At 42.7% G+C, this 26,382-nt stretch carries 19 protein-coding genes; 11 read left to right on the top strand and 8 right to left on the bottom strand.

Translation table 11 applies throughout. The features are described 5' to 3' along the window. The first annotated feature begins 60 nt into the window (after window positions 1-60). The 3 genes from FTU29_RS06000 to FTU29_RS17415 all read left to right on the top strand — a co-directional run bounded on the left by FTU29_RS06000 (window position 61) and on the right by FTU29_RS17415 (window position 916). Window positions 61-324: a YdcH family protein gene (locus FTU29_RS06000; protein WP_078192816.1), complete on the top strand. Its 264-nt coding sequence runs from the start codon at window positions 61-63 to the stop codon at window positions 322-324. A 158-nt stretch (window positions 325-482) separates the two neighbouring features. Continuing rightward, window positions 483-728, top strand: coding sequence for a hypothetical protein (locus tag FTU29_RS17410; RefSeq protein WP_257226901.1), 246 nt, complete (start codon window positions 483-485; stop codon window positions 726-728). Beyond that, complete coding sequence (locus FTU29_RS17415; RefSeq protein WP_257226902.1) at window positions 725-916, top strand: DUF2147 domain-containing protein; 192 nt, start codon at window positions 725-727, stop codon at window positions 914-916. Before FTU29_RS17410 ends, FTU29_RS17415 begins: the two co-directional genes overlap by 4 nt. Before the next feature lie 50 nt (window positions 917-966). On the opposite strand, the gene FTU29_RS06010 is transcribed toward FTU29_RS17415, so the two are convergent. The 6 genes from FTU29_RS06010 to FTU29_RS06035 all read right to left on the bottom strand — a co-directional run bounded on the left by FTU29_RS06010 (window position 967) and on the right by FTU29_RS06035 (window position 15,347). Further along, a complete protein-coding gene (locus tag FTU29_RS06010; RefSeq protein ID WP_180120902.1) occupies window positions 967-2,235 on the bottom strand; it encodes a magnesium transporter CorA family protein in 1,269 nt (422 codons plus the stop codon). Window positions 2,236-2,373: 138 nt separating this feature from the next. Then, on the bottom strand, window positions 2,374-4,461 hold the full coding sequence (pnp, locus tag FTU29_RS06015; RefSeq protein WP_180078135.1) for a polyribonucleotide nucleotidyltransferase: 2,088 nt from the start codon (window positions 4,459-4,461) through the stop codon (window positions 2,374-2,376). Window positions 4,462-4,734: 273 nt separating this feature from the next. Next, window positions 4,735-5,004 (bottom strand): 30S ribosomal protein S15, encoded by a 270-nt coding sequence (gene rpsO, locus FTU29_RS06020; protein ID WP_067761248.1) that lies wholly within the window; start codon window positions 5,002-5,004, stop codon window positions 4,735-4,737. Window positions 5,005-5,872: 868 nt separating this feature from the next. Continuing rightward, window positions 5,873-7,600, bottom strand: a complete 1,728-nt coding sequence (gene recD / locus FTU29_RS06025) for an exodeoxyribonuclease V subunit alpha (RefSeq protein WP_257226905.1) — start codon at window positions 7,598-7,600, stop codon at window positions 5,873-5,875. 194 nt (window positions 7,601-7,794) lie between these two features. Beyond that, window positions 7,795-11,565 (bottom strand): UvrD-helicase domain-containing protein, encoded by a 3,771-nt coding sequence (locus FTU29_RS06030; protein WP_180120904.1) that lies wholly within the window; start codon window positions 11,563-11,565, stop codon window positions 7,795-7,797. Continuing rightward, window positions 11,562-15,347: an exodeoxyribonuclease V subunit gamma gene (locus FTU29_RS06035; RefSeq protein ID WP_180120906.1), complete on the bottom strand. Its 3,786-nt coding sequence runs from the start codon at window positions 15,345-15,347 to the stop codon at window positions 11,562-11,564. Before FTU29_RS06035 ends, FTU29_RS06030 begins: the two co-directional genes overlap by 4 nt. A gap of 179 nt (window positions 15,348-15,526) precedes the next feature. Between FTU29_RS06035 and FTU29_RS06040 the strand changes: the two genes are divergently transcribed. Continuing rightward, on the top strand, window positions 15,527-16,048 hold the full coding sequence (locus FTU29_RS06040; protein WP_078192820.1) for a hypothetical protein: 522 nt from the start codon (window positions 15,527-15,529) through the stop codon (window positions 16,046-16,048). Between the two features lie 141 nt (window positions 16,049-16,189). Here the strand turns inward: FTU29_RS06040 and FTU29_RS06045 are convergent, their stop codons facing one another. Then, window positions 16,190-17,608, bottom strand: coding sequence for a phosphate--AMP phosphotransferase (locus FTU29_RS06045; protein ID WP_180084363.1), 1,419 nt, complete (start codon window positions 17,606-17,608; stop codon window positions 16,190-16,192). A 205-nt stretch (window positions 17,609-17,813) separates the two neighbouring features. Between FTU29_RS06045 and FTU29_RS06050 the strand changes: the two genes are divergently transcribed. From FTU29_RS06050 to FTU29_RS06080, 7 genes are all read left to right on the top strand, one after another. Beyond that, a complete protein-coding gene (locus tag FTU29_RS06050; RefSeq protein WP_078192822.1) occupies window positions 17,814-18,527 on the top strand; it encodes a hypothetical protein in 714 nt (237 codons plus the stop codon). Window positions 18,528-18,753: 226 nt separating this feature from the next. Continuing rightward, a complete protein-coding gene (ubiE, locus tag FTU29_RS06055) occupies window positions 18,754-19,698 on the top strand; it encodes a bifunctional demethylmenaquinone methyltransferase/2-methoxy-6-polyprenyl-1,4-benzoquinol methylase UbiE (protein WP_078192823.1) in 945 nt (314 codons plus the stop codon). A gap of 16 nt (window positions 19,699-19,714) precedes the next feature. Beyond that, window positions 19,715-20,383: an SCP2 domain-containing protein gene (locus FTU29_RS06060; RefSeq protein ID WP_180115931.1), complete on the top strand. Its 669-nt coding sequence runs from the start codon at window positions 19,715-19,717 to the stop codon at window positions 20,381-20,383. Window positions 20,384-20,401: 18 nt separating this feature from the next. Then, on the top strand, window positions 20,402-22,021 hold the full coding sequence (locus tag FTU29_RS06065; RefSeq protein WP_111885633.1) for an AarF/ABC1/UbiB kinase family protein: 1,620 nt from the start codon (window positions 20,402-20,404) through the stop codon (window positions 22,019-22,021). 104 nt (window positions 22,022-22,125) lie between these two features. Beyond that, window positions 22,126-22,533 (top strand): hypothetical protein, encoded by a 408-nt coding sequence (locus tag FTU29_RS06070; protein ID WP_180120908.1) that lies wholly within the window; start codon window positions 22,126-22,128, stop codon window positions 22,531-22,533. Between the two features lie 106 nt (window positions 22,534-22,639). Continuing rightward, window positions 22,640-23,719, top strand: a complete 1,080-nt coding sequence (locus FTU29_RS06075) for a patatin-like phospholipase family protein (RefSeq protein WP_180120910.1) — start codon at window positions 22,640-22,642, stop codon at window positions 23,717-23,719. 72 nt (window positions 23,720-23,791) lie between these two features. Next, window positions 23,792-24,106, top strand: coding sequence for a hypothetical protein (locus FTU29_RS06080; RefSeq protein WP_078189807.1), 315 nt, complete (start codon window positions 23,792-23,794; stop codon window positions 24,104-24,106). A gap of 71 nt (window positions 24,107-24,177) precedes the next feature. On the opposite strand, the gene FTU29_RS06085 is transcribed toward FTU29_RS06080, so the two are convergent. Then, window positions 24,178-26,358 (bottom strand): SulP family inorganic anion transporter, encoded by a 2,181-nt coding sequence (locus FTU29_RS06085; RefSeq protein ID WP_180120911.1) that lies wholly within the window; start codon window positions 26,356-26,358, stop codon window positions 24,178-24,180. Window positions 26,359-26,382: the final 24 nt, after the last annotated feature.

Raw genomic sequence — 26,382 nt, forward strand, 5'->3', positions numbered from 1 at the left:
CTCGCAGGGCGTTTTTCTTTTCTTGTAGAGTTTGTCTTGTAGAGGAAGTGATCGACAACCATGAAAACACGAGATTGCAATAAAAAAGTCAAAAACATGTTTCCTGAGTACCGTGATTTGGTCTCTCAGTTACGTGATGAAAATCCATATTTTGCACGGATCTTTGAAGAACATGATGAGTTAGATCGTGAAATTATTCAATTGGAATTAAATCCTGTCAATCATCATAACACGGATATTGAGACCATTAAGCGTAAGAAATTAAAGCTAAAAGATGAAATTTATCGCTTGCTGAAAAGTAATGAAAATGATGATATATCTTGAGATATCGACTCATGTATAGGGGATTTTTCATGATGCATGTCGTTCGCAGTACAACCCACGAGGCTACGCAATTGAATTACTAAGACCATAAGGATCGGTCAAATCGCGTTGTACTGCAGATTTTTAAAAAACAATAAAATCATGACAAAGGATTCATCATGCAAATACATCATGTGCTATTTGGAGCATTACTCAGTTTCAGCGCTCTGTTGCATGCCAATGATATGACCAGTGTTTGGAAAATAATTGATGACCAAACAGGATATTCACGCGGCGATGTCACCGTCGTTAAAAATGCCGACGGGACGTATAGTGGAACACTCACTGCAATATGCCCATTGCCGTACAAACCCTTGGTTGAAGTATGCTTAAAATGTAATGACAAACTCAAAACTGGGTTTTGATAGGTTCCGAAATTATCAAAGAATTTAAACCAGCCCCACAACATCCAAATCAATATAGCAATGGAACCGTGCTGGATCCCCTCTCGGGCAATGTCTATAAAGGCAAAGGCAAGCTGAGTACAAATGGCAAACGTTTAACCATGCGCGGCTATATTGGCGTGTCCGCACTCGGACGTAGCACCACATGAATTCGTAATGATTAGCAACTAAACCCACCCATCAGAGAAACTGACGCGAACTATTTGAGTTTCGTCAGCTTCTCAATTTCTTTCATGGTTTTAACCGTACCTTTGACTGTGCCCTTCACCGTCTGTTTGATTGGTTCATAATCCATAAACCAAAACAGATTCATGTGTTGATCGCCGTGCTGCTGTGCCAACATATCAATCACGCTTTTTTCACCGCGCCCGACCAAATGCCGTCGATAAAAATAATACAGTAGTAAAATCGTGGTCATCAGCATGATGCCGAGCATGATCCAAAAACCGGTTGGCGATTTGAGTCCCGGAATAAACTCAAAGTTCATACCGTATATACCGGTTAATAAGGTTAATGGTGCGAAAATTGCCGTAATAATCGCTAAAATACGCATATTTTCATTGGTTTGGTTAGCAACGGCTGAAAAATGCAGATCAATGGCGGCCTGCACGGCACTGCGTAATCGTGTAGTGTGTTTTTGAATGCGTTCGATATGGCTGGTTAAATCATCTACGCGAACCAGCATGATATCCTGCTTTTCACTGCGCTTTTTACCTTTCAAATGCGGGTAATTATCTACAACTTCATCACGCAGTTCTTGCAAAGCTTCAATTTGCTCTTCACACAAATTTTCCACTTGCTGAAAGGCCATATTTTCCTGCAGCAGCTGATGCCACTTGGTAAAACGCCGATGCCCTTGCAGCAATTCTTGCTGCCAAAACTCGACACGGCGGGTCAATGGAACACGTAAATCGAGGTATCCATCCACCATATTATTCAGTAAACGCAATGCCAAATCTAAGGGTGTAAGGGCTAATTTTCGTGGTTTATTTTGTTCATCAATCGGCCGAGAAATTAAGGTTTCAATTCGTTGGATATAACTTTCAATGGCTTTGTTGCCTTTTTCGCGCACCGTGATCAGCACTTGGGGCGTGAGCAAAAAACTGATCGGGGTGGTCGCCAAACCAAAGACCCGCTCATGCTTTTCAAGCGCATCTGCACCTGCAACAATTTGATCATCGGGTGTGACCATTTTTCTAAAAATTAATAAATCATAATCATCGAGTGTGTCAAAGGCACACGGATGCTCTAAATTTAAAATATCCCGCAGATGGTATTCATTGACCCGTAGATCTGATGCCTGAAAAATATCACTCTGCCACTGCTCTGGGCGGTTGACGACATCTTCACGGGTACAATCAATCCAAATAAACTCAGGTTCAAGTTCAGGATGATGCTCACATTGCACTTGGTCTTGCACATAGATATGCGCGGCTGTTAGATGCTGAAAAAAATAATAGGTTTGCATATCTCATTTATTATTGTGTTTACTTTTTGCATGATGCCATAAAAAAAGCCTTGAGCAAGTCAAAGTTCATACTCTGACTGCACTCAAGGCTTTTGTGAATCCATTCACAGAGCCGAAACTCTGTGAATCAACAAACCATTAAGCTTGTTCGATGTCTTTCATGGTTAATTTGATACGACCGCGGTTGTCGACATCAGCAACTTGTACTTTGATCTCTTGACCTTCAGACAATACGTCTGAAACGTTCGCAATGCGTTCGTTAGAAATTTGAGAGATGTGAAGTAAGCCATCAGTACCTGGAAGGATGTTTACAAACGCACCAAATTCAACGATACGGATTACTTTACCAGTGTAGATTGTACCTGGTTCGATTTCAGCAGTAAGCGCTTGGATTTTCGCAACAGCAGCAGAAGCAGCCGCTTTGGTTTCACCAAATACGCGAACTGTACCGTTGTCTTCGATATCAATTGCCGCTTTGGTTTCTTCAGTGATTTGACGGATTGTTGCACCGCCTTTACCAATCACGTCACGGATCTTATCAGGGTTGATGTTGATCACTTGGAATGTAGGTGCATGCATTGAAATTTCAGGACGAGCACGTGAAATCACTTGGTTCATTGCATTTAAGATGTGCATACGACCTGCATACGCTTGGTTTAATGCAACTTCCATGATTTCTTCAGTGATACCTTCGATTTTGATATCCATTTGAAGTGCAGTAATACCGTTTGCAGAACCGGCTACTTTAAAGTCCATATCACCAAGGTGGTCTTCATCACCCAAGATGTCAGAAAGCACTGCGAAACGTTCGCCTTCTTTCACAAGACCCATCGCAATACCAGCAACTGGCGCTTTAATTGGCACACCAGCATCCATAAGTGATAAAGAAGCACCACATACAGACGCCATTGAAGATGAACCGTTTGATTCAGTAATATCAGATACGATACGAATCACGTACGGGAAGCGGTCAGCTGCAGGAAGAACAGCTTGTACACCACGACGCGCTAGACGACCGTGACCGATTTCACGACGTTTAGGACCAGATTCACGACCAGTTTCACCTACAGAGTATGCAGGGAAGTTGTAGTGCAACATGAAGTTGTCAGTTTTCGTACCTGCTAATGTATCCACCATTAACGCATCACGTGTATTACCCAAAGTTGTTGTTACCAACGCCTGAGTTTCACCACGTGTAAATAATGCAGAACCGTGAGCACGGTCTAATACACCAACTTGTACGTCAAGCGCACGAACTGTTTTCGTATCACGACCATCAATACGTGGCTTACCTGACAAGATGTTGTCACGTACTGTACGGTATTTAAGGTCTTCGAATAATTCAGCTAAGTCGTCAGCGATACCGTCAACGTCATCTTCTGGAACGAATTGAGCAACAGCTTCAGCTTGAAGCGCATCAAGCGCTGCATAACGATCGTGTTTAACCGCGATTGTGTATGCTTCAGAGATTTTCGCTTCAAACGCTTCTTTTAATTTCGCACGAAGCTCTTCGTTTTTCGCAGGTGCAGTCCAAGTAGACTCTGTTGCACCAGCAGCTGCAGCAAATTCTTTAATCGCTTGGATCGCGATTTGCATTTCGTCATGACCGAACAATACAGCGCCAAGCATTTGGTCTTCAGAAAGCTCTTTCGCTTCTGATTCAACCATCAATACCGCAGATTCTGTACCTGCAACCACAAGGTCAAGGTCAGATTCTTTTAGCTGTTCGTGGTTCGGGTTTAGGATGTATTCACCGTTGATTAAACCAACGCGTGCACCACCGATTGGACCACGGAAAGGTGTACCCGCAATTGCAAGAGCAGCTGAAGTACCTAACATTGCAGCAATGTCAGCTTCCATTGTCTTATCAGAAGAAATAACAGTCGCAGTCACTTGAATTTCGTTGTAGTAACCTTCTGGGAACAATGGACGAATTGGACGGTCAATTAAGCGTGAAATAAGCGTTTCAGCTTCAGACGCACGGCCTTCACGTTTACCATAACCACCCGGAATACGACCTGCAGCATATTGTTTTTCTTGGTAGTTAACAGTCAATGGGAAGAAGTCTTGACCTGCTTTCGCTGTTGGCTGAGCAACAACAGCAACAAGAACTTGTACACCACCCATAGTGATGATCACAGTATTCGCTTGACGCGCAATACGACCTGTTTCTAGGACAACTTGATGCTGACCATATTGGAATTCTTTACGAATAATATTAAACATCGACATGTTTTATTTTTTCCTGATTTTATTCTAGTGGAGACCCCTAAGGTTTGGCATTCATTCAACGCCCCAAACGCTGTAACATAAATGACAAAGCTTAGAAGCCGACCTCACTAGAGATTAAAAACATTAATTTAAAATACTAATTTAAGACACAAAGAAGGAGCGAATCATCGCCCCTTCCCCATTATCCAACCAAGGTTGGATAGACTTTAGTTTTCAGTAATACGGCACTTAGCATGCAATAGTCCGAAAATAAAAGTTTAAATCGAATTAACGACGTAAGCCTAAAGCAGCAATCAATGCGCTGTAACGAGTAGCGTCTTTACCTTTAAGGTAGTCAAGAAGCTTACGACGTTGGTTAACCATACGAATAAGACCGCGACGGCTATGGTGGTCGTGTTTGTGCTCTTTGAAGTGACCTTGTAAATCATTGATTTGAGCAGTTAAAAGAGCTACTTGAACTTCTGGTGAACCAGTGTCGTTTTCAGCGCGAGCGAATTTTGCAATGATCTCTGCGCGATCTGCGTTTGTTAAAGCCATTCGATTTCTCCGAGATGCTTATAAAGTTAACTTTTGATACGAATCAACTGATAAATCAGCTGACTGCCGTGCATCACTACAGCAAGTGCATTATATTAAGGGAAAATCGTCTTAATTGCAAAAAGAGATGGCCGACTTCGTCAGGTTTTCATGACGACAATAGCGCCTTATTTTTCATCTCAATTTCATTATAAATTTTTTATATGTTTCGATACTTTATGCGACACAAAACCGCATATTTCTAACATGTTGAATACGATGTCATTGAATGAATTTTAAACTGATTTTTTGATATATTTTGCCACTCGATGTTTAGCATGCAAAACTCAAAGTGGAATGATTAAAAAAAAGCCCGAGCTAGGCTCGGGCTTTTTTGCGCTGTAGTTTCTTCTTTTTTAGTTATTGTTTTATTATTTATTGTTTTATGTGGCGCTTTTCCGCGTCCTTATGTTAAACATTCCATGTTTTAACTTGCACTTCCTTATGTGGTAGATTTTGCCACAACGGCTGTTAGATAAAAGTCGTATTTTTCGTATCTATATGTAAGCTTTTTCGTACATCGGTTAAGCTCTATTTCTTTTCTGTTACAGCATATAGGCATTTCTTATTTTCTATACATAAAAAAGCCTTGTAGTCTCTCCCAAAACTACAAGGCTTAGCGGCTGTAAGTTTCCTATTTCCTTACTTCACTGTAAGTTCGCTGTCTTTTGACGTTATTCTTATACTTTTGCGATTTTACTCAACCATCCGTGTTGAGTTCTTTTTCTGTGAAGTCATCTTCTCAAAAAGCTATAAGAAGCTCTATGCGCAAATCTCCTGAATCAATGTAAGCTATTTCTTACAAAATACGGTACATTTTTACCAGGCTTTACAAAGATAGGTGATTGTTAATTTTTTCTAACAAACCACTAACTCGTGCTGTTCTTTTTATAAGCGCTTTTGCCAATGCATCTTTTGCAACAAGTAAACTCACCACTTTTTTCGCACGAGTGATGGCGGTATAAATCAGCTCTTTACTCATCATTTCGGTTGCATGATTTTCCAAAACTACCGCCGTATGGGTAAATTCAGAACCTTGAGACTTATGTATGGTCAATGCGTAGGCAGTTTCTATATTTTTAGGTAACCGTGTTGCCACAACCCATTTATCCAAACTCGGAAAATAAACCTCAAACTGCGACTTTTCCGTCATCGGTCGTTTTAAGCAAATCCCAATATCACCATTTGATAGTCCAAGTTGATAATCGTTATAGGTCATCATGACTGGACGACCGACATACCAATCCCCTTGTTTCAACACACCCAAGGCATTTAAGACCCGAAGTTCAATCTGCTGATTGAGTTCGTGTAAGCCTAATTTTCCATGTCGAATGGCCGATAGAATCCGATAATCATCAAAATAGCGAATCAATTGGGCTAACCAATCTGCATATTCAGCGGGTTGCTCTGGCCATTGTTTTAACCATGCCACATAGGGCTGAAAACCATACATCAGTTGATCATAATATTTTGCCCAATGTGCCGCACTGTTTGTAGCGTCGGGGAGATATTTCAACTGAATCACATCGCTCATATTCGGTGTCAGTTGAATCGGCTGAAGTTCGGATGCAGATACCACCTGATGTTCGAATTTCGCCAGAACTTCTGTGGTTGTTTGCTGTTGTTCTTGTTGTTGAATAAAACGAGCAAACTCACCAATGGCTGCACCCTGTACAAAGCGACGGCTGGTCTGTAAATGGGTGCGGTTGGCTTGTAAGGCATCCACATCCTGAAGATTAGCCAAGACTGCGCCAACATCGACCGAAGCCAACTGTTCTGCATCCCCCAATAGAATCAGCTTGCTGTGTTGAGGGATTGCCGCGAATAGCATCTGCGCCAAACTTAAATCCAACATGGAGGCTTCATCGACCACAATAACGTCATAGGGTAAGCGTTGGCGCTCATTAAACCGCGGGATAGCGCGCGTCCCTAAACCCAATAGACGATGCAAAGTTACGGGTTTCAAATGTTTGTGAATAATCGAATAATGCTGCAATGCAGGATCTTTAAACGCTGCTTGTAAGGCTTCCTCCATTCGCTGCGCCGCTTTTCCTGTCGGCGCTGCCATCGCAATTCTTATATTTGGATTTTGCTCATTCAACACGGCAATAATCCGTGCCAAGGTATAGGTTTTACCTGTCCCAGGCCCACCGGTAATGATATTAAAATTGTGCTGACACACCATGTGCAGTGCTTGGATCTGATGGGGATCGGTCAGTAAATCCTTTTCAATATTCAGCATCTGCGTTTGATTGAGATTTTGCTCTGTTTGCTGTTTTAAACGTGCAACTTGCTTGGCTAAAGCATTTTCTAGTGCCCAATAGCGATAAAGATAAAGTCGCTGTGAATCAAAAATAAAAGGCGCAACAGGTGTTTTTTCAGCTTGCTCATGCTGAACCATCTGAGCCAAACATTGAATCTGCGCATCTTCGGCCAAAATACAACTATCGCCTTTTTCCACGGCTTGCATCAATTGTTGAATTAACTGATTTGCAGCAGGATGACTGGCCTGATTGGGTAAATAATGTTGGATTAAATATTCAATCCAATCCGGCAAAACCGCATCTAAATCAGCTTTTTCTTGGGTATTTTGGGGAACTAAAACCTGCGTTTCTACAGTATTTTCTTGTCCCGCGTGCAAAGGCTGTGCTGATAAGGCTTTTTGATCATTTTCCACACAGTTATCCTCAAACTTATCCACAATGCAACTTATTGTTTCAGCGTGAATATTTTTATCTTTTTCGTGCTTATTCACGTTTTAGCCACAACCTTTTCGCTCAATATTCCATCGAGGTTTTGAATGAATGTATCCGCCGGCTTCCAGTGATATACTCCACGATCGGACTGTCCATCCATACCGCGAAGATATAAATAACTCGCCCCACCCAAATGCTGCGTCATGTCATAGTCTTTCATCACGGCTTTCAAATAACGATGTAGGGCCACCAAATATAAAGCCGCCTGCAACCAGTAACTAGAATGACTCATACTTTCTCGAATATAGGCATGATCATAATGTGCGGTCTGATCGCCTAAGAAATTACTTTTATAATCGGCAATGTGATAACGCTGACCATCAAAATATACCAAGTCAATCGACCCCATCAGATAGCGTGCTGTAAACACATCATTCAAATCTTGTATCTGTAAATCTGGCTCATTCAGGCTTTCAAATAGCATGCGTATTTTACGTATCGCCAATGCACGATCTGCCATACTTAAATGAAAGTCCATTTCTGAACGGTATTCGCCATCGTTTAACTGATGCAGGCTAAAACCATCATGCAACGGTGTATGAATGATTTGACTGTACCATTCCTGCATTTCTTCAATCAGTTCAGCTTCATCTTGCTCAGGGTTCGCCGTTTGCCCAAACTGTTTAATCAAATTTTGCAATATTTGCGGCGAATCAAACTCAACATCACTATGAAAACGCGATGCGATGGCTTTGGCCAACTTATCTTCTGGGGTGCTAAATCGAACTTTTTCCATCAACTTGTGCAAGAAACTTCCGGGCTTGGTTCCCTTTGGAAAGTGCCGTTTAATCCAACTAATTTTCTCTGCAGTTTCTGCTTCAATGATTTCAATTTGTTCAACTTCATCGGCAGCACTGTCTTCTGGCTCGGTCATTGCCGCCGCCAATTGGTCACGTTGTATGTGCGCCTTATGCGCCGTGCGCGTGAGCGCGGTAAAGCTGGTGGTTTCCCGTGGATAAAAATGGCTGTTGGGAATTTCTGCCGCGTCTAATACAACAGCTTCAACCTGAGTCTGGGTCAAAATCGGTGGTGCTGCACGCAGGACATCGGCATCCACACTATCTGCGTGTTGGAACAGATCTGGTGCGCTTCCACGCCAAAAAGTCAGTCCTGAACGCGCTTCTGCCACTTGTTTCTTTTCGACCTCATGATGACGTAGCACCGCATAAACACGATAACTGGCACGGGTCAACGCCACGTACCACAAGCGATGATGCTCTGCTTCATTGCGCGCATCATTTTGTTGAATATCATCTTCAGGTAAGTCCGAAGACTTCACAGCAATCACACGTTCTAACCCAAGGCTTTTTTGCTGATTGTCTTTAAGGGAAAAATTCAAATTGCCTTTTTCACTTAAGCCTGCATTTGCTCCCAATAAAAATACACAACCAAACTCTAAGCCTTTGGATGCATGGATCGTCATCAATTGCACCCCCAATTGCCCAGTCAATTTTCGCTCTTGGGTGCTTTCATTATTGATGCCTAAATTGATTTGGCGAATAAACCATTGATAAAGCTTATGTGCACCTGTGTAATGTTCACTTTGCTGACTTAATAATTCTGCGATATGGCGTAAATTCACCACTGTGCGTTCATTATCTCGACTTTGCCCAGCCACCAAACGCGTCCACACCTGAAAGACCGTCATGCAGCTATTCCACGCGCTGCGGAATCCTTGCTCATTCCAAATTTGTCGGATCTGTTCGAGTTTTTCGATAATTTCGCTCAGTCCATCTGCCTGCTGTTCGAGTGCGACCAGTTGTTTCAGATCAAAACCCAATAAACGGCTCAGCAGCGCACGTTTCACCTTGGCTTCTTGATAAGGATTTAAAATTGCGGTCAGCAAAGCGGCAACGTCTTGTGCGACGGAACTTTTATAGACGCTGTCCCGTGATGCTTTATAACAAGGAACACCCAGTTGCAATAAACATTGTTGCACTTGCTCTAAGTCGAAATGGTTTTGCCCTAAGACCGCAATATCGTTTGCTGTCAGTGCTCGCTGGATATTGTTGTCTTGAAAATATAAATGTCCTTGCTGAGCTTGGTTGAGTAATGACTGAATCTGCCAAGCTACTTGTTCAGCTTCATTTAGCGTTTCATCCAAAGCCAACCAACGCAGCGGTTGTGGATTGACTTGATCATGATCAATCAACGGAGGATGCTCGCGCTCCCCTGCTTGAATTGGGGTGTATTCAACATGTTCACCAAAATCCATTTGCCGATGAAACAAGGCATCCACCACTTCAACCAAATTTTTGACTGAACGATGGTTTTTGTTCAAGGTATAACCACGTCCACCCTTAGTTTGAATATCATGACGCGCTTTACGATAGGTCAGCATGTCACCGCCACGGAACCCATAAATCGCCTGTTTGGGGTCGCCGACCATAATCATACAACCCTGATGTAAGCGCTCCTTGACCCGCCAAATACTGGATAGCATGTCATCTTGATCTTGGTTGGTGTCTTGAAATTCATCGACTAAAATCAGTGGATATCTTGCCAAAACATGAGCGGCAAAACTGTCTTTCCCTGCTGCTGAGCTTTGCTGTAAGGCTTCCGATAAGGTCCTAATTTGTTGTGAAAAGGTGGTTTCGCCAGCGTGGGACAACACTTGAGGTAAACGCTTTTTGACTTCCTGTGCCAAATAAAAGTTTAGAAATTGTTCTGCTTGATTGATATGTTCATAAGCATTGAGCACCGCTCGGAGTTGTTGAACAAAAGCATGTTGATAAAATTCTTTTGAGACATCTGGCTGTTCCTCAACGATTTTGTCTTTAAAGACACGTGGCTTAAATTCAGTTTTATTCGGATCATAAAACAATGAACGAATGGCTTTCATCGTCGGTTGTAACACGTCGGACTGAGTCAAAACCCCTTGGCTACCCGATGCTTCAAAGTGCTGTAAAAACTCGGGAATGCGTGTGTTAAAGGTGACAAAGAATGCCCCTTTATTAAAACGTCGAGCGTCGACAAGGTTCTTATAATGACTTTCGGCGTCAAAACACGCTGCAAGCTCTACACGAGCGGCAGGCAGCATCTGCGCAAGCTGATGAATCATCGCCTCAAAATGTGCCAAAGCATTTTCGGGTAATTCAGGAACACGTAAATCCACTGATGGGAAGTTTAGACTTTCCTTTACCACGCCCAGATAGTATTCAGGGCCTTTCAAATGATGATTTAATATCAAATATTCAATCAAATGCGCAGGCTGCTGCTGAATCCAATCTCTTAATAAATCATGAATAATACGTTCAATATGTAGATCTTCATCTTCACTGATTTGCACCTGTTCAATACGACCACTTTCAAAGGCAAATTCACGTAATAACTTTTGGCTAAAGCTGTCCAAGGTCCCAACGAATAATTCTTCATATTGTTGTAAAACCACATTCAGCCGATTGTAAGCATAATCTAAATGATGCCCATGATCTTTTAGTATTTGTTGATACAAAGGGTCACTCAAACTTTGCTGAAGTTCGGCCAATTCATCTTGAGAAGCCGCTAACAGGCTATAAATAAAGTCACGGGTTTCTTCAATCCGCAGTCGAACCCGCGCTTTGAGTTCTGCTGTGGCTTTACGAGTAAAAGTGGTGGCAATGACTTGATTCGGCATATAGCGATCGAGAAAAATCCGCACCATCAGACTGGAAAGCGTATAGGTTTTACCAGTACCCGCAGAAGCTTCAATCCAATGCAGTCCCGTAAAGCTCATGTCTGCAATCGGGTTGGTGGACATTTTCATTGTTTGCTGTGGCTTGTTCATTTTTTCACCTCAGGCTTGATGACATTGAGTTTTTTTAGGCCATCATCCGCCTCGGTATCCATCACATGATATAAACGTTCTGCATAATAACGACAGGACAATGCCAAAAGCTCATCTGCCGCTTGTTGCTGTAAAATAAAGCTCCAATCACGATGGTGGCTATTGGCTTCATTCGACTCCAACTCCACACCACCAAAACTATGATTTTTCAACCATTCCTCTTGAAGTTTTGCAAAATTATATGGCATGAGTTGGCCTGTTTCATTTTCCACCCAAGTGCATTTTTCTTGGCGAATTAAGGCAGCAGGCAGCACCACAGGACGTTTTTGTGCATGTTTCCACATCGCCAGCCATTCACTGAGCTGTAGCTTGGCTTGTGCAGAGCTTAAACCACAACAGACTATGCTTTTATCATTACAAATCACTTCCCGACGATATGCAGCCCCCTCATCACCTAAGTCTAAATAGCTCAACCACAGTAGATATTCGAGCCACGTTTGCGTCTGACGTTTAGGCTTTGCCCCAGATGCCATACAGCTTAACCAATGCATACTCTGACGGTCTTCAGGCACGGTGATGCTCAGTATCAAATGCGGTTCAAGCTGTAAGTTTTGTAAAGTGGTCGCAGTTACATAACGTCCATCTAAACGTGCTAACAATTGTGTCTGCTCTTGCAAACTAAGCTTCCAAGTCGCTATTTGGCTATGTCCTACAGGCAGTACATCTTGGAATAATGCTATATCTGGTTCAGTTGGAGTCGTAGAGTTCTGATCCTCAGCTTGATTGACACGAGAAGCAGGCTGCACATAATGCTTTTGCAATAATTCACGGACATGGTATTGCTGTAAACGGTCAAGTAATAAAGGCTCTTTCTGTGGTAACTGATCACCGGTATACACACTGGCCACACCAAGCGTTTTCAAATATGCCCGAGCTGGGAATACCACATCTTTAATCCATTCCTGACCATCTAATACCCTTACTTCTTGTGCATCATGCACTGGATAATCAAGGTTAATCCAGGGTTGGCGTTGTCCAGACTGATTTAAAATATGTTCCGCCACAGCAAACCATTGATCTTTATATCGTACGTTTTTCGACTGCTGAAATCCTGTCGGGTCAAATGGCTGCAAAGGATAAATATGATAGAGCGGTTCGAGTTGCTCTGGAATTCGTAACCCATCCAAATCCAACATGGCATCATGTGGCTGATCTAACTGCTGGGGTTGAATCATTCGAGCGAGGAATTGGCTAAACTCATAAATGACAGATGATGGTTCACGACTTTCACCTCCATTGACATCAAAGCCATTATAGAAAATCCATAAGGACTTTCGGGCAAATAACAAGGCATCTAAAAATGCACCTTTATCATCTTCCAAACGTGAGCGATCACCCAATACTGGCTTAAACACATCCATTAAATCAAAAGGTACTTTCTGATCACGACGTGGGAATTTTCCACTATCCATGTTCAACAACACCACCAGTGAAAATGGGACTTGACGGATTTTACCCATGTCTGCAAAGGTCACTGAACCAGTTGGTTCGATCTGGTCGACAGAACCATCGATGCCTTGTTGTATCTCCTTGAGCAATAAAGATAGCGGTAAATTAAAGCTATTTGGTAGCGACTCAACTTTTTCACTTTGGGCATTTTTCAGTCGTTGTGTCATTGCACGCATCACACCGCGTATGGTTTCAAATGCTCGACCACTGGCTTCAACAAAAGGTTTTAAATCTGCATCTAGCTGTTGCAACCACGCTTTGACCGTCTGTGCACTGAGGTTAGGATTAAGCCAATCTCGACGCGCACTGATATCTTGATAGATCTGAATTAAGGTTTGCACCAACTCAAAATCACTACTCTGCACCCCTGCGAAACTTAAAGTATTCTCAAATACGGCATGCTGTGGAATCGCAATCCCTAACGCCAAACGGTCTAAAGCAAATTTAAAGGTATAACGATAATCTCGGTCTTGCTCAGACAAATAAGCCAACATGTGCTGTTCATCTAAACCACGACGGAAACCGGCTTGAATTAGCAGTTCGATCATACGTTCCATTTGTACATGGTCGAGCTGATACAGTTCTTGCACCGCATTCAAATTCAACCAATCGTGAAAATCTTCTGCGGTAAAACGACCTTGGCTAATTTCAATGCGTCCAACAAAGGCTTTCCATGCATTTTGAATATCTTGACTAACCACTCCTGCAATTTTTACTGGGATATAAGGTAAATCCACAGCACTGCGACCCATGCCTCGAGTCGTCGAAAAGACCGTCCGAATATGCGGTTCCAGTTCTTTTAAATTTGGCACCAATACCAAGATATCACTCGGATGGCGTGGCTCTTGTTCCGAGCCTTCGGTCAACCAATGTACCAACTGCTCACGTAAAACTTCTAACTGACGCAGGCTAGAATGACAGACATGAAATTGAATCGATTCATCTGAACCCGCGAGTGCATATTGATGCTGTTCGGGCTCTTCTAGAGTCATGATGTCATATTGAATTTGAGCGAGCAGCGTTGTCGGCTCAGTATCTGGAAAAATATCTTCCCAGCCTTCGCCACCAGACATATTCACCAATAATGCAAAGTTATCCCGCGCACGTTTGCCTAAACGAGTCAATAACGAATGCTGTGATTCACGAAATTCCGCATTGGTGGTACTCAGATAGGCCTGAATTTGCGCTGTGCTGACATTAGGATTTCGTTCAATATAACGCTGTTGCAATTTCAGGTTATAACGATCTTTCCAAACAGGATCGACCATGTCTGCCCAATACTCACGCGATGGATTGAAATACAACAAATGTACTTCGGTATACGCCGCCAAACGATACAAAAATTTGAGTTGTGCAGGTGGTAGTTCTAAGGTAGTAAAGACAAAAATCTGTTCAGGTAAACCGTTATAGGTTTGATGACGCTCATCATCATCGCGTTCATCATCCTCAGCATCCAAATCAAACTGCTGCTGCCGATTTTGCTCAGCATGCGCCAAGGCAAACCAAAATTTATTGTCTATTTCCTGACGGTCATTAAAATCTTTTTTGAATACTTGATGCCACAGCCAACGCTGCCACTGCTCTAGTTGTCGAGCCTGCGTCGGTAAATATTCATCAGCTTGTTCAGGTTTCAGACCTGTGAGTTGCATAATATTTAATGGCTGGTTATGACTCCACGCTTTTAGCCAGTCGGTATCGCAATGTGGACAAATCCATTGCTCAACACCTTCATCAGGGGTATGAATACAACTGCCACGAAAGGCCATGTAGTTAGTAAAAAGCCGGGTGACTTGAGCAGCGATCCAGTACAACATTTCTTGGCGCTTTTGCTCACGTTTTTTTCGATCTGAGAGTTGTGCTGTGCTGTCAAAAATACGCTGAACTAAGGGCTGCACGTCTGTCGGAATCTGAGCAGCATCAAACTTATCAGCCGCAATAAAACCGGCTAGAGCATTATAAATACGCCATTGCATAATCAATGGCGGCATGTTGATACCTTTAATTCGCTCACGGTCTTGTTTGTTCGGCAAGGCCCAATCATAGGCTTTCCACTGCAACCCTAAAATTTTACGATGATGCTTAATATTGGCACTAATACTGATTTTTTCAGCAACTTGTTTTTCTAACCATGCTGCAATGGCTTGATCCGGTACCACGATATGCCGTTCTTGCAAGACAGATAATGCATTAGTCGACTGATTTGATTTTAATTTTTTGATTAGACAATCCACCAAAACTTCGATTCTTTGACTCTGAATTACATGTATTGCCATGGATTACCTTTACAGCCTGAGTGACCAACTACTACAAAACAACAATGATTATTTACTATACATCTTGGGCTGTCTATGCGACTTTGACAAGAGAATAGATTGCAAAAAATGCTTTTAAACAAGTATCTTAATGATACTTTATGAGAAAAAAACCAATCCAGTATTAAGGGTATTTGCTTATGAAAATTGATAACATTCCTGATTCCATCGACCCTAACTTAAATCTGGACATTATTCGCGCTGAATGCTTAGAGCTCGTCAAAAAACGTGCTTATTTTTCAGCAGGTGCAGCTATTATTCCTGTGCCATTTTTGGATGTGGTGATTGACGTCGGAATTTTGTCACAGCTCATTCCAGAAATTAATGCGCGTTTTGGTTTAGCGCCAGATCAAATTAGTGTGTATGATCCGAAAACCAAACAAATTCATTGGACAGAACTGCGTAAACGTGGTGTCGAATTTTCTGGTTTAGTGGTTGCACGAACCGCGATGAAAAAATCGCTAAATAACATTGCAGCAAAATATATTACCAAACAAGTCACTAAATTTATTCCATTAGGTGGACAATTGGTGGCAGCCAGTTTGGGTTATATTGTGATGAAAAAAGTCGCTGAAACCCATGTAGAAGAAAGCTACCAATTGGCGAAGCGTATTCAACAGAAATTTCCGAACCAACCTGTCCCAACACCAAACAATGCTTAATGCAGTGACGTTTAGTTTATGAACAGGTTTAAAACATTCAAGCGCTCTAAATCATAGGCCTGAAGATCCAGTAAATTTGAAAATGAGCGAGTTTTGAAAATGAAGAAAAAAGCCACGAATTGCGTGGCTTTTTTCATAAAATCAATCTGCTTTCAACTGCGCTAAAATCGTTTTTAGCACTTGTAAACGAGCACTATGCTTATCATTGGTCGCAATCACATGCCACGGCGCATATTCTGTATTCGTGCGTTGCAACATATCTGCAGCAGCTTTGAGATAGTCATCCCAACGGTCACGATTCCGCCAGTCATCTGGAGTAATTTTAAAACGCTTATGCGCGGTTTCTTCTCGAGCTTTAAACCTTGCTGCTTGCTCATCCTTTCCAATGGCTAACCAGAACTTGATGACAACCGTTTGACTGTTATATAGGTCCTTTTCAAAGCGATTAATTTCATCGTATGCCCTCTGCCATTCAACGGTATTAGCAAATCCTTCAATCCGCTCAACCAAAACACGACCATACCAACTGCGATCAAAAATCGTGATTTTCTCTTCAGGGACAATTTTATTCCAAAAGCGCCATAAGTAAGGACGGCGTAGTTCATATTTTTCAGGTGCTGCTATAGTATGAATTTCATATTCGCGTGGGTCTAACTTTTTAACAATACGTTTAATTGCTCCGCCTTTCCCTGCGGCATCCATCCCTTCAAACACGATCACCACGTTGCGTGAATCAAAACGTAAAGCTTCAGCCACCTTACGGCTTAATTTTTTTAATTCTTTTTTATAATCGGCTTCATCAGCGACGGCTGTACTTGGCTCCAATAAAGCCTGTGGTGTTTTGGCTTGTTTCCAACGCCCTACCGCTTTAGTTTCATGTGTTGGACAATGTTTTAAAGTGCGTAAAATATACTGTGCAAATTGCTGATCACGGACTTGCTCATCTTCACAGTCGATAATGATCCAGTCATGACTAAAACGCTGACGTAAACGTTGCAAGTTGTCATATTGTTTTTTATTGCGCCAATCTAAACCATGCAATTTATGCCAACGCGCTTCACTCGGGTCCATTTCATCCAAACGTTTTTGTAAAGATTTCCAAGATAAATCGAACCAGACCTTAATCACATCGACATGATTATTTTTTAGGTCTTGTTCATAGGCCCGCATGTTCTCAACATATTCATCAAATAAGGTTTCATCCAAAGGCTTCGACACATGCATGGCGGTACTGAGCAAATCACTGTACCAGTTTCCAAACATCACCATGATTTGCCCTTCGGCAGGAATAAACCGTGCATAAGACTGCCAAAACGTTTGTTTTTGATTAAACATGATCGGGGCATCCGCTTTCACCCTTAAGTAGCGTGGATCGACCCATTCGCGGAGCTGTTTGACAGCCTCTCCCTTACCCGCAAGCTCGATTCCACTCACTAAAATCAACATGCTTTTGGCATTGGGCTGACGGCTGGTATTTTTCAGTTGATACTGCGCTTCAATCAGCTCAACCGAGAGTTGTTCTTCATCCATCAATTGAAATTCTGTTTCTTTTAAGCTCATGGCGGACCCTTGGTTTTATTCTGTTTTGAGTATAACCATGCCGTTCATCACACAACAATGCTTTCATGTATATGCTGAAATGCAAAATATGACCATTTCTGCAACAAACTGACTCAGATTAACCTGTAATTTCGTCACTTTGTCATAGCCCTAAGCTACAACACCCACTAAGATTCAAACATCTAAAAAATAATTGAGACACTCAATGTCCAAACTTGCAGTATTAGATGATTTACTTGAACTGTATTACCAGTTGAACTACCACAAAAAGCCAGAAATTTTACAGCGTTTACAAGATGTCCAGCAGTGGCAAAAACAGCGTATGCAACGCACTCATGCCGTACAATTTGCTGAAAAACACAATGTGCTGATGTCTGAATATTTTATTAATCGTTTATATGGCGGTCCTGATTTTGATGCATTAGCAGCACAAATTGCTCGTCTCACGCGCTATGCACACAAAGCTGAAAAATTGATTCCAGACAATGCTATAAAGACTGGTACCTCGGGCGTACAACTTGCCATTTTAGCCGTACAGCTTGATGAACAAGTGGCCATGCAATTATTAGAAGATTATCCATCCAATCTACCCTTAACCGATGAAATGATGCGCCAGACTTATCTTAAGCTCGATCAGGGCAAGGACCGTATGTTACAGCTGCAACTATTGGACGATTTAGGTCGTAATTTAGATAAATATATGCGCTCATTTATGGTCTATACCGCCTTTAAGATGTGCAAAGGTGCAGCAATAAAATATAACTTCGAAGTGATGTATGACTTTATGCAAGATGGTTTTCTCGCCATGAAACCACTTAAGTCAGCAGAAAAATTTGTGCGTGAATTTACCACTGTAGAACGTCAAATCATTGACCGTGTACATGCTGGAGACCCGAACCCGTTTCAGCCTGCGGCCTAACAAAATTATCATCCCCATTCAGCCCTTATTTGATATAAAACAAACAGGGCGTTCAAGGCTGAATTCAGATTTTTTATAGGGGTTTTGCAAAGCAATTACAGCAGCCCCTTATTTTTTCTGTATATTATTCACAACAAACGCAAATGACTGCTGTATAACAACAGAGAATCTGTCATCATGCTTACAAAGTAACATTAACCCTATTTATAAGTTAGGAGTGACTCTAATGTCTAACGAGAATCAAACGCCTGTCCCTACACCTGAGTCGGCACAAAATACAGACAAAGCGAGTCCATTCTTAACTGAACCTTTACCACAAGGGACAGCGCAAGGTCAGCAACAATCTTTAGAACAACGTCTGACCGACACACCTGTGACAGGTTCAGTACCCAAATATAATCTGCCACGTGGCGCGAACACAGGTAATGTTGGGCCAACCACACACTTTGGTTATCAGACCGTGAGCAGCGAAGATAAAGCGCAAAAAGTCGCGGAAGTGTTCCACTCAGTGGCTGCGAAATACGACATCATGAATGATTTAATGTCATTTGGTATTCACCGTCTATGGAAACGTTTTGCCATTAACATGTCAGGTGTTCGTCGCGGTCAGCACGTACTGGATATTGCAGGCGGTACAGGTGACCTTGCTAAAGTGTTCAGTCGTGAAGTTGGTCCGACAGGTCATGTGGTGCTTTCAGACATTAACGAATCGATGCTCAATGTCGGTCGTGACCGCCTAATTGATGCTGGTTGTACCAATGTCGATTTCGTTTTGGCCAATGCTGAAACTTTAGAACCTTTTGCAGACAACAGTTTTGACCTATTAACCATTTCATTTGGTCTACGTAACGTGACTGACAAAGATGCTGCTCTTGCTGCAATGTACCGCGTTCTTAAGCCAGGTGGTCGTTTACTGATTTTAGAATTCTCTAAACCGGTATTTGAACCATTCTCAAAACTGTATGACTTATACTCATTCACTGCATTACCAATTATGGGAAAAATCGTAGCAAATGACTCTGAAAGTTATAAATACCTTGCAGAATCAATTCGTATGCACCCAGACCAACGTACTCTTAAAGGTATGATGGAAAATGCAGGCTTCCAAAACTGTGATTATCACAACTTAACAGGTGGTATCGTAGCCGTACATCGTGGTTTCAAACTTTAATACTGCAGGCTGAACTATGTGGTCGATTCTCGCACTTGGTGCAGTTGAACGCTTAATTCATCATTTCATTGATCTGGATGCTATTACTCGCATCCAACTGAATGAATTGCAAGGCAAAATGCTTCGTGTGGTGATCGACTCACCACAGTTGTCGGTGGATGTGTTTTTTGACGATCAGAAAGTTCGCTTAGAACCGACGCCAACAGGACACTCTGAAACCGCATCTATCTTTGAGCAACGCCCTTACGAGCAGCAGTCAAGTACGACCGAAGCAACAGCGACCTTGCATGTCAAAACGGTCGTCGAGCTCCTTAAACTGCTGTTGGCTGAAGATGTCGGCAATATCCCATTGCAAGGTGATTATCATTTATTGCAGGATATCCAACGCATTATGCAGCAAGCTGAGCCCGATTTAGCTTCGCATTTAAGCCCTTGGATAGGTCCAAGCCTTGCGCATGAAATTGGTAAGTTGCAACTTGCCCCCAAATATCTCAAACGTACTTTACAAAGCCATTTGTTCTTTGCTGAAGACGCGTTAAAAGAAGATTCTGGCTTGTTTGCCCCACGTTGGCAGATGGATGACCTGAATCAAGACACACGAATTTTGAATCAAAATCTGGACCGTGCAGAAGCAAAAATTCAGCAACTGCATAGCCAAATTGACTCATTACAAGACAACACTTAAGACTAGGTAATTGCACATATGATTCCGCACGTTTCACGTTTACTCGACCTTTGGCGCATCGCTGCGCACTATAGACTCGACACGTTGTTTCCTGCGGAAGAATTACCGGAAAAAGCCCGTCATATTCTTTCTCTCATTCGCATGCACCCTGCGGCTTGGTCAAGCCGCGAGCGTAAAAATCCGCTCAAGCTCAAAGAAGCCATGGAAGAGATGGGCCCGCTGGCCATTAAAATGGGGCAATTACTGTCTACCCGTCGTGACTTGATTCCACCTGAAGTTTTACAGCAATTGGTACTACTACAAGACCGTGTAAAACCTTTTTCGAATGACGTTGCCAAAATGCGTATTCAGGAATCACTAAAAGCGGATGTGAATACCTTATTTGCACGCTTTGACGAGCAGCCTTTAGCAGCAGCATCTATTGCACAAGTGCATACTGCAGCCCTGCATGATGGCCGTGAAGTCGTGGTAAAAGTGACTCGCCCAAATATTCGCAATCAAATTCTGGAAGATTTTGAAATATTAGAGTGGCTTGGTCAGTTCCTTGAAAAACGTCTAGAAGCCGCTCGTGCCCTGCATTTATCTGAAATTATTCAGGACTACCGTCAAATTATTCTCAATGAGTTGGATTTGACTTTAGAAGCGGATAACACTCGTCGTATGCGTCATTACTTCACCGGTTCAAGCATGATGTACGTGCCTGAAGTCTATATGGACAGCCGTGATGTCATGGTCGAAGAACGTATTACCGGTGTACCAATTTCAGATATTGCGACTTTTGATCGCTTGGGCATGGATCGTAAAGATTTAGCCGAAAAAGGGCTCACCATTTTCTTTACCCAAGTGTTCCGCGACAACTTCTTCCATGCAGATATGCATCCGGGGAATGTCTTCGTCGAAACCATCAATCCTAGCAATCCACGCTTTATTGCCTTGGACTGCGCGATTATGGGCGAGCTGTCGAAGCATGACCAGATGACTGTTGCACGTATGTTGCTCGCTGTTATGAACAGCGACTTTATGCAGCTGATTCAGATTGTGCACCAAGCGGGCTGGATTCCACCGGGCACAGACCAAGATGCTTTGGCGCGTGAAATGCGTCGCACTGTTGGCCCAATGGTCTCTAAACCAATGCATGAATTGGACTTCGCCGGCATCCTGATTCAAGTGATGGATATTGCGCGTCGTTTCCATTTAGAGATTCCGCCACAACTGATGTTGCTGCTCAAAACCTTGGTCCATGTCGAAGGTTTAGGAACTGATCTCTATCCTGAATTGGATATTTGGAGTTTGGCAAAACCAATCCTCACCGATTGGATTAAAGCGCAAATGAATCCGCAGAAAAACTTAAAAGAACTCGGACAAAAAATTCCAGACTTACTTTTAGGTGCGCAAGATTTACCAACGCTGATGATCGACAGTCTGAATGGTTTAAAAAATCAGTCAGCTTGGCATGCAAAACAACTCAATGAACTGCAAAGCATGCGCTTGCAAATGGAACATCAGCAAAAGCGTAGTTGGGTATTTGGCAGTGTTATGGCCATCTTCCTCTCCATAGCGATAATTGCGCCATGGTACGTTTCCATCGTATTAATTGCACTTTCAAGCTTACTTGCCATTTGGCGTGTGTTTAAATAATCTTTGTATTTAAATAATATGTCGTATCCATAGCTCCTTTAGGCCCTTTGACAATAAAGGGCTTAAAGCTATAAGAACAAAAAATTTAAATAAGGCTGAACGCCATGTCATACAGTTATTTAGGGGTACTGTATGGTCGAAATCCACTCAGAGCGTGCGCCACTGCATTGCTATATAGTTTTTCGACCCTGCTTGATGTGTTGGTTAAATTAAATATACACATGCCGTTTCTAAACTGGCAACCGTCAGCCAACACCATCCTGTATCGGATGCAACATAGCGCTGCATTTTGGTGGATCATTCTCTTTAATGCACTTCCCTGTTTATTCCTACTTTGTTTGCCACAGCAAAAACTGATGGCTGGGTTAAATTATTGGTTATTAGCTGGGGCCGTGGTTTTTATCATTAATCTATTTGCTTGGGCGGTCTTTCCAATGGCGACATGGGCAATCGTCTGCCTCAGTTTGTTTCAATTGCATCGGCATAATGAACAATTATTACAGCATTCCTGAGTGATACCCTGATATGACTGAGAAGTCATTTGTCGTAAGTTTCAGCCATTGGGTCTGTGCAAAAACGCACTAGAATAATTCTACGACTGTATTTTAAGCGACTGCCATGACTCAAATTTTGCAAAAAAAACCGCCTGCGCTCAATATCCGTGCTGGCCATTTAGCACGCCAACTGATTGAACAAGAAGGTTTAAACGCTGCTCAAGTGGATATTCTGCCCGGTGCTGCTGGTGGCCCGAAAGGCATTGGTATTCAAGGTTTAGATCAGGCGATTTTTGCTGACTTTTTGCCACGTGCGCAACAAAAGCGTACTTTAATTGGTTCATCGATTGGCAGTTGGCGCTTTGCCAGTATTGCTGCTTGGGGAGCTATCGAAGGCACGAAACGCCTCTCTGAGCTGTATACCAATCTGAGCTTTCATAAAAAGATGAGTCGTCAAGAAGTCAGCGATGTGTGTCGTGGCATGCTGATCGATTTGATTCAAGGTCAAGAAGCTGCACTGGTTAATCATCCTGATTATCACCTCACTGTGCTTTCGGTCAAAGCTCAGCATATTTTCCAAAGTGATAAAGCCCTGCCGCTGTTAGCCTCTGTCGCAGGGATCGTGGGCACGACAGCGCTTGCACGTAAACACAGTCGTTATTTCATGCAGCGTGTGATTAGTCAGCCTGTGTCAGGTCATCAATTTACCGTGGCGGATGATGGCTTTACCACGCATTACCATGCATTGACTCAAGACAGTGTCATGCCGTGGCTTATGGCATCTGCATCTATTCCCGGTGTCATGGCCGCGATCCGTGATATCCCTGATGCGCCACAAGGCAGTTACCGCGATGGCGGCCTGATTGACTATCATATTGACCTACCCTTCCAAAGTCAGGGCATCGTGCTGTATCCGCATTTCACGGATAGCATCACCCCAGGTTGGTTTGATAAATTATTTAAACGTCAGGCTAATCCAGACAATCAAGCGCGTACCCTGTTACTGTCGCCTTCACAAGAATACCTTGCAAGCTTGCCGCTTGGCCGACTGCCTGACCGTAAAGACTTTACCCTCAAAGGCTTAGACAACCAACAACGGATTAAAATGTGGAACCAATGTGTGGCTGAAAGTCAGCGTATGGGCGATGAGTTTTTGGAGTTGGTTGAAAAGCAACACTTTCCAGCAGTCATGCAAGCACTCTAAGCGTTACAGTAATCTCTTGCGAGGGACGCTATAATCCTGTTTCAGAATTTTGAGCTTATTTAGTATAGATTTATGCGGATATTTTTAACTGTTTTGCAGTATGCCTGCATCGCTTTTGCACTTTTCCTTGTTTATCAAGTGTCAACCGCCTTGATCAGCGGCCAATACGATTTAATGGAAGTGGTGGCAGATGTCGGTACCATTTTAATTTGTATCGATTTGGCGGTGTTTTTATTTACCAGTAATGCAAAACAAGGCATTAGCATCGAAGACTATGCGAAACAATTGGAACAAAAGCCGTCAAAATTGGTATATGTCACCCGTAAATTGGGACATTTCGGTATTTTGCTGATCATTACCAGTTGGATTGTACCGATGATTCGCTAATGTATTTTAGTTCAATAAAAAGGATCATCATGTGTTCATGATGTTCCTTTTTTTATGTCATCCGATTTTATTTATCCGAAGAAATTAACCCGTCCAGTTTTTACATCATACACCGCACCAACGATCGCCACTTTACCTTCTTGCACCAATTGCTGTAGCACTTCACTATTTTGCAAAATATAGCGGATGTTGTAATGCACATTCATTTGCGTCACTTGCTCTAAAAATGCCGGACTCAGCGTTTGTGGTTGCATCAATTCGGCAACACGCGATACAGACTCATTGAGTGGCCCCAGCACATATTGAATATGTGGCATACGCGTCAGGCTCTGAATCGATTGACCAGCTAAATGCAACTGACAAGCACTGCTAACCGCACCACAGTCCGTATGACCAAGCACTACGATCACTTTGGCGCCTTTGGCTTCGCAGGCAAATTCTAAAGAACCCAATACTTTTTGCCCTGCGACATTCCCCGCTATGCGTAAACTAAATAAATCGCCAATTCCAACATCAAAGATCATTTCAGTCGGCGCACGAGAATCCATACAACCTAACACTGCCGCAATCGGATGCTGTCCTTCTTCTGCGGTCACCCGCAGTTGACGATAGATATCTCGTTGCAAACGCTCATTTTGTACAAACCGCTCATTGCCGGCTTTAAGCAAAGCGAGCACGGCCTCTGGCGTCAAACGTTGCTGTAAAGCTGCGGTACTGATATCTATATCTAATGCCGCCTCCTGCGCATCGGCATAGTGTGCCTTGAAACCAATCAACTGCACTTGCACTTTACGCTGCACAGCCTTTTCCTGTTGGTACTCTTGAATAAGCTGGAAAATATCAGCATCCATATCACTCACATGTGTGGCATCAATCACCACTTGTTCGCCACGATGGATATGTTCCAATGCAGATATTAATGCCGAACGGTTGAGAAAACTGACTTGTGAAGGCAATTCAATCCGTGTAATCACCCCATGTAAATGATGCTCTTTATACACCTTCAGTCCCTTATTAAAATTGGCGTATAAAATAAAGGCCGCACTACTGGCTAAACCAATCAAGATTCCGAGCAATAAGTCTGTGAGTAAAATCGCCAACAAGGTAATGATAAAAGGAATAAATTGTTTCCAACCTTTTAAATACAACTGTTTAAACAATTTGGGATGCGTCAGTTTAAAACCTGTGAGGATTAAAATTGCAGCTAATGCTGAAAGCGGAATCATGTTCATCAAAGGCACTAAACACAGCACGGCAAACAGGAGCAACACGCCATGAAAGATGGCAGAACATTTACTTTTAGCTCCAGCACTGGCATTGACCGAACTACGAACAATTACTGAAGTTAGCGGCATCCCGCCTATAGCGCCCGAAACAACATTACCGATACCTTGCGCCCATAGCTCTCGGTTGGGGGGGGACGAACGCTTATGCGGATCTAATTTATCTGCTGCTTCCAAATTCAATAAAGTTTCTAATGACGCCACAACCGCCAAAGTGATTGCCCCTGTGTAAATCAGAGGATTATTTAAAGCGGTCCAATCTGGAAAAATCATCACATTTTGTGGCTGATCCCAAAGATTTGGAAGTTGGATGAGGTTCGATGGATGAACTGCCAAAGGCGAACCACTAAGCACCAACACGGCATTGCACAGTGCAGCAAGAACGACAGCAACCAAGGCTGAAGGCAGCACCCACTTTTTGCATGGACTCCTCTCCCAAAGCAACATCAAGACAATGCTACCTATACCGATCAGAACGGCACCGATATCCCATTGCAAATCGAGCGGCTGTGACTGCCACAGCACAGACCATGAAAATTGGTTCAAGCCAAACAAATAAGGTATTTGACTCCCAATCAAGATCAGCCCGATAGCTGCCAACAAACCCAATATGACATTGTTCGGAATAAAGTTGGCAAAGAAACCGAGCCGAAATATGCCAAATCCAATCTGTAAGATACCGGCAAAAACAATACACAATAAAAAGGCGGCATAGTTGCCGCCCAGTAATTCAAGCTGTACCAAAATGACTGCTGTTAAACCTGCTGCTGGCCCTGCAACACTGATATGTGAGCCACTCAGTGTCCCAACTAAAATACCACCGACAATGCCAGCAATAATGCCAGAGAGAATCGGTGCGCCAGAAGCCAATGCAATGCCTAGGCATAGCGGTAAAGCCACGAGAAATACCACAGTTCCAGATAAAAAGTCGTGAATATGAAATCGATGTCGTTCAATTTTAGATGTCATCATTTTACCGTTTATAATAAATAT

It is taken from the genome of Acinetobacter sp. YH12086 (assembly GCF_013419345.1).
In the GTDB taxonomy this organism is placed as follows: domain Bacteria; phylum Pseudomonadota; class Gammaproteobacteria; order Pseudomonadales; family Moraxellaceae; genus Acinetobacter; species Acinetobacter amyesii.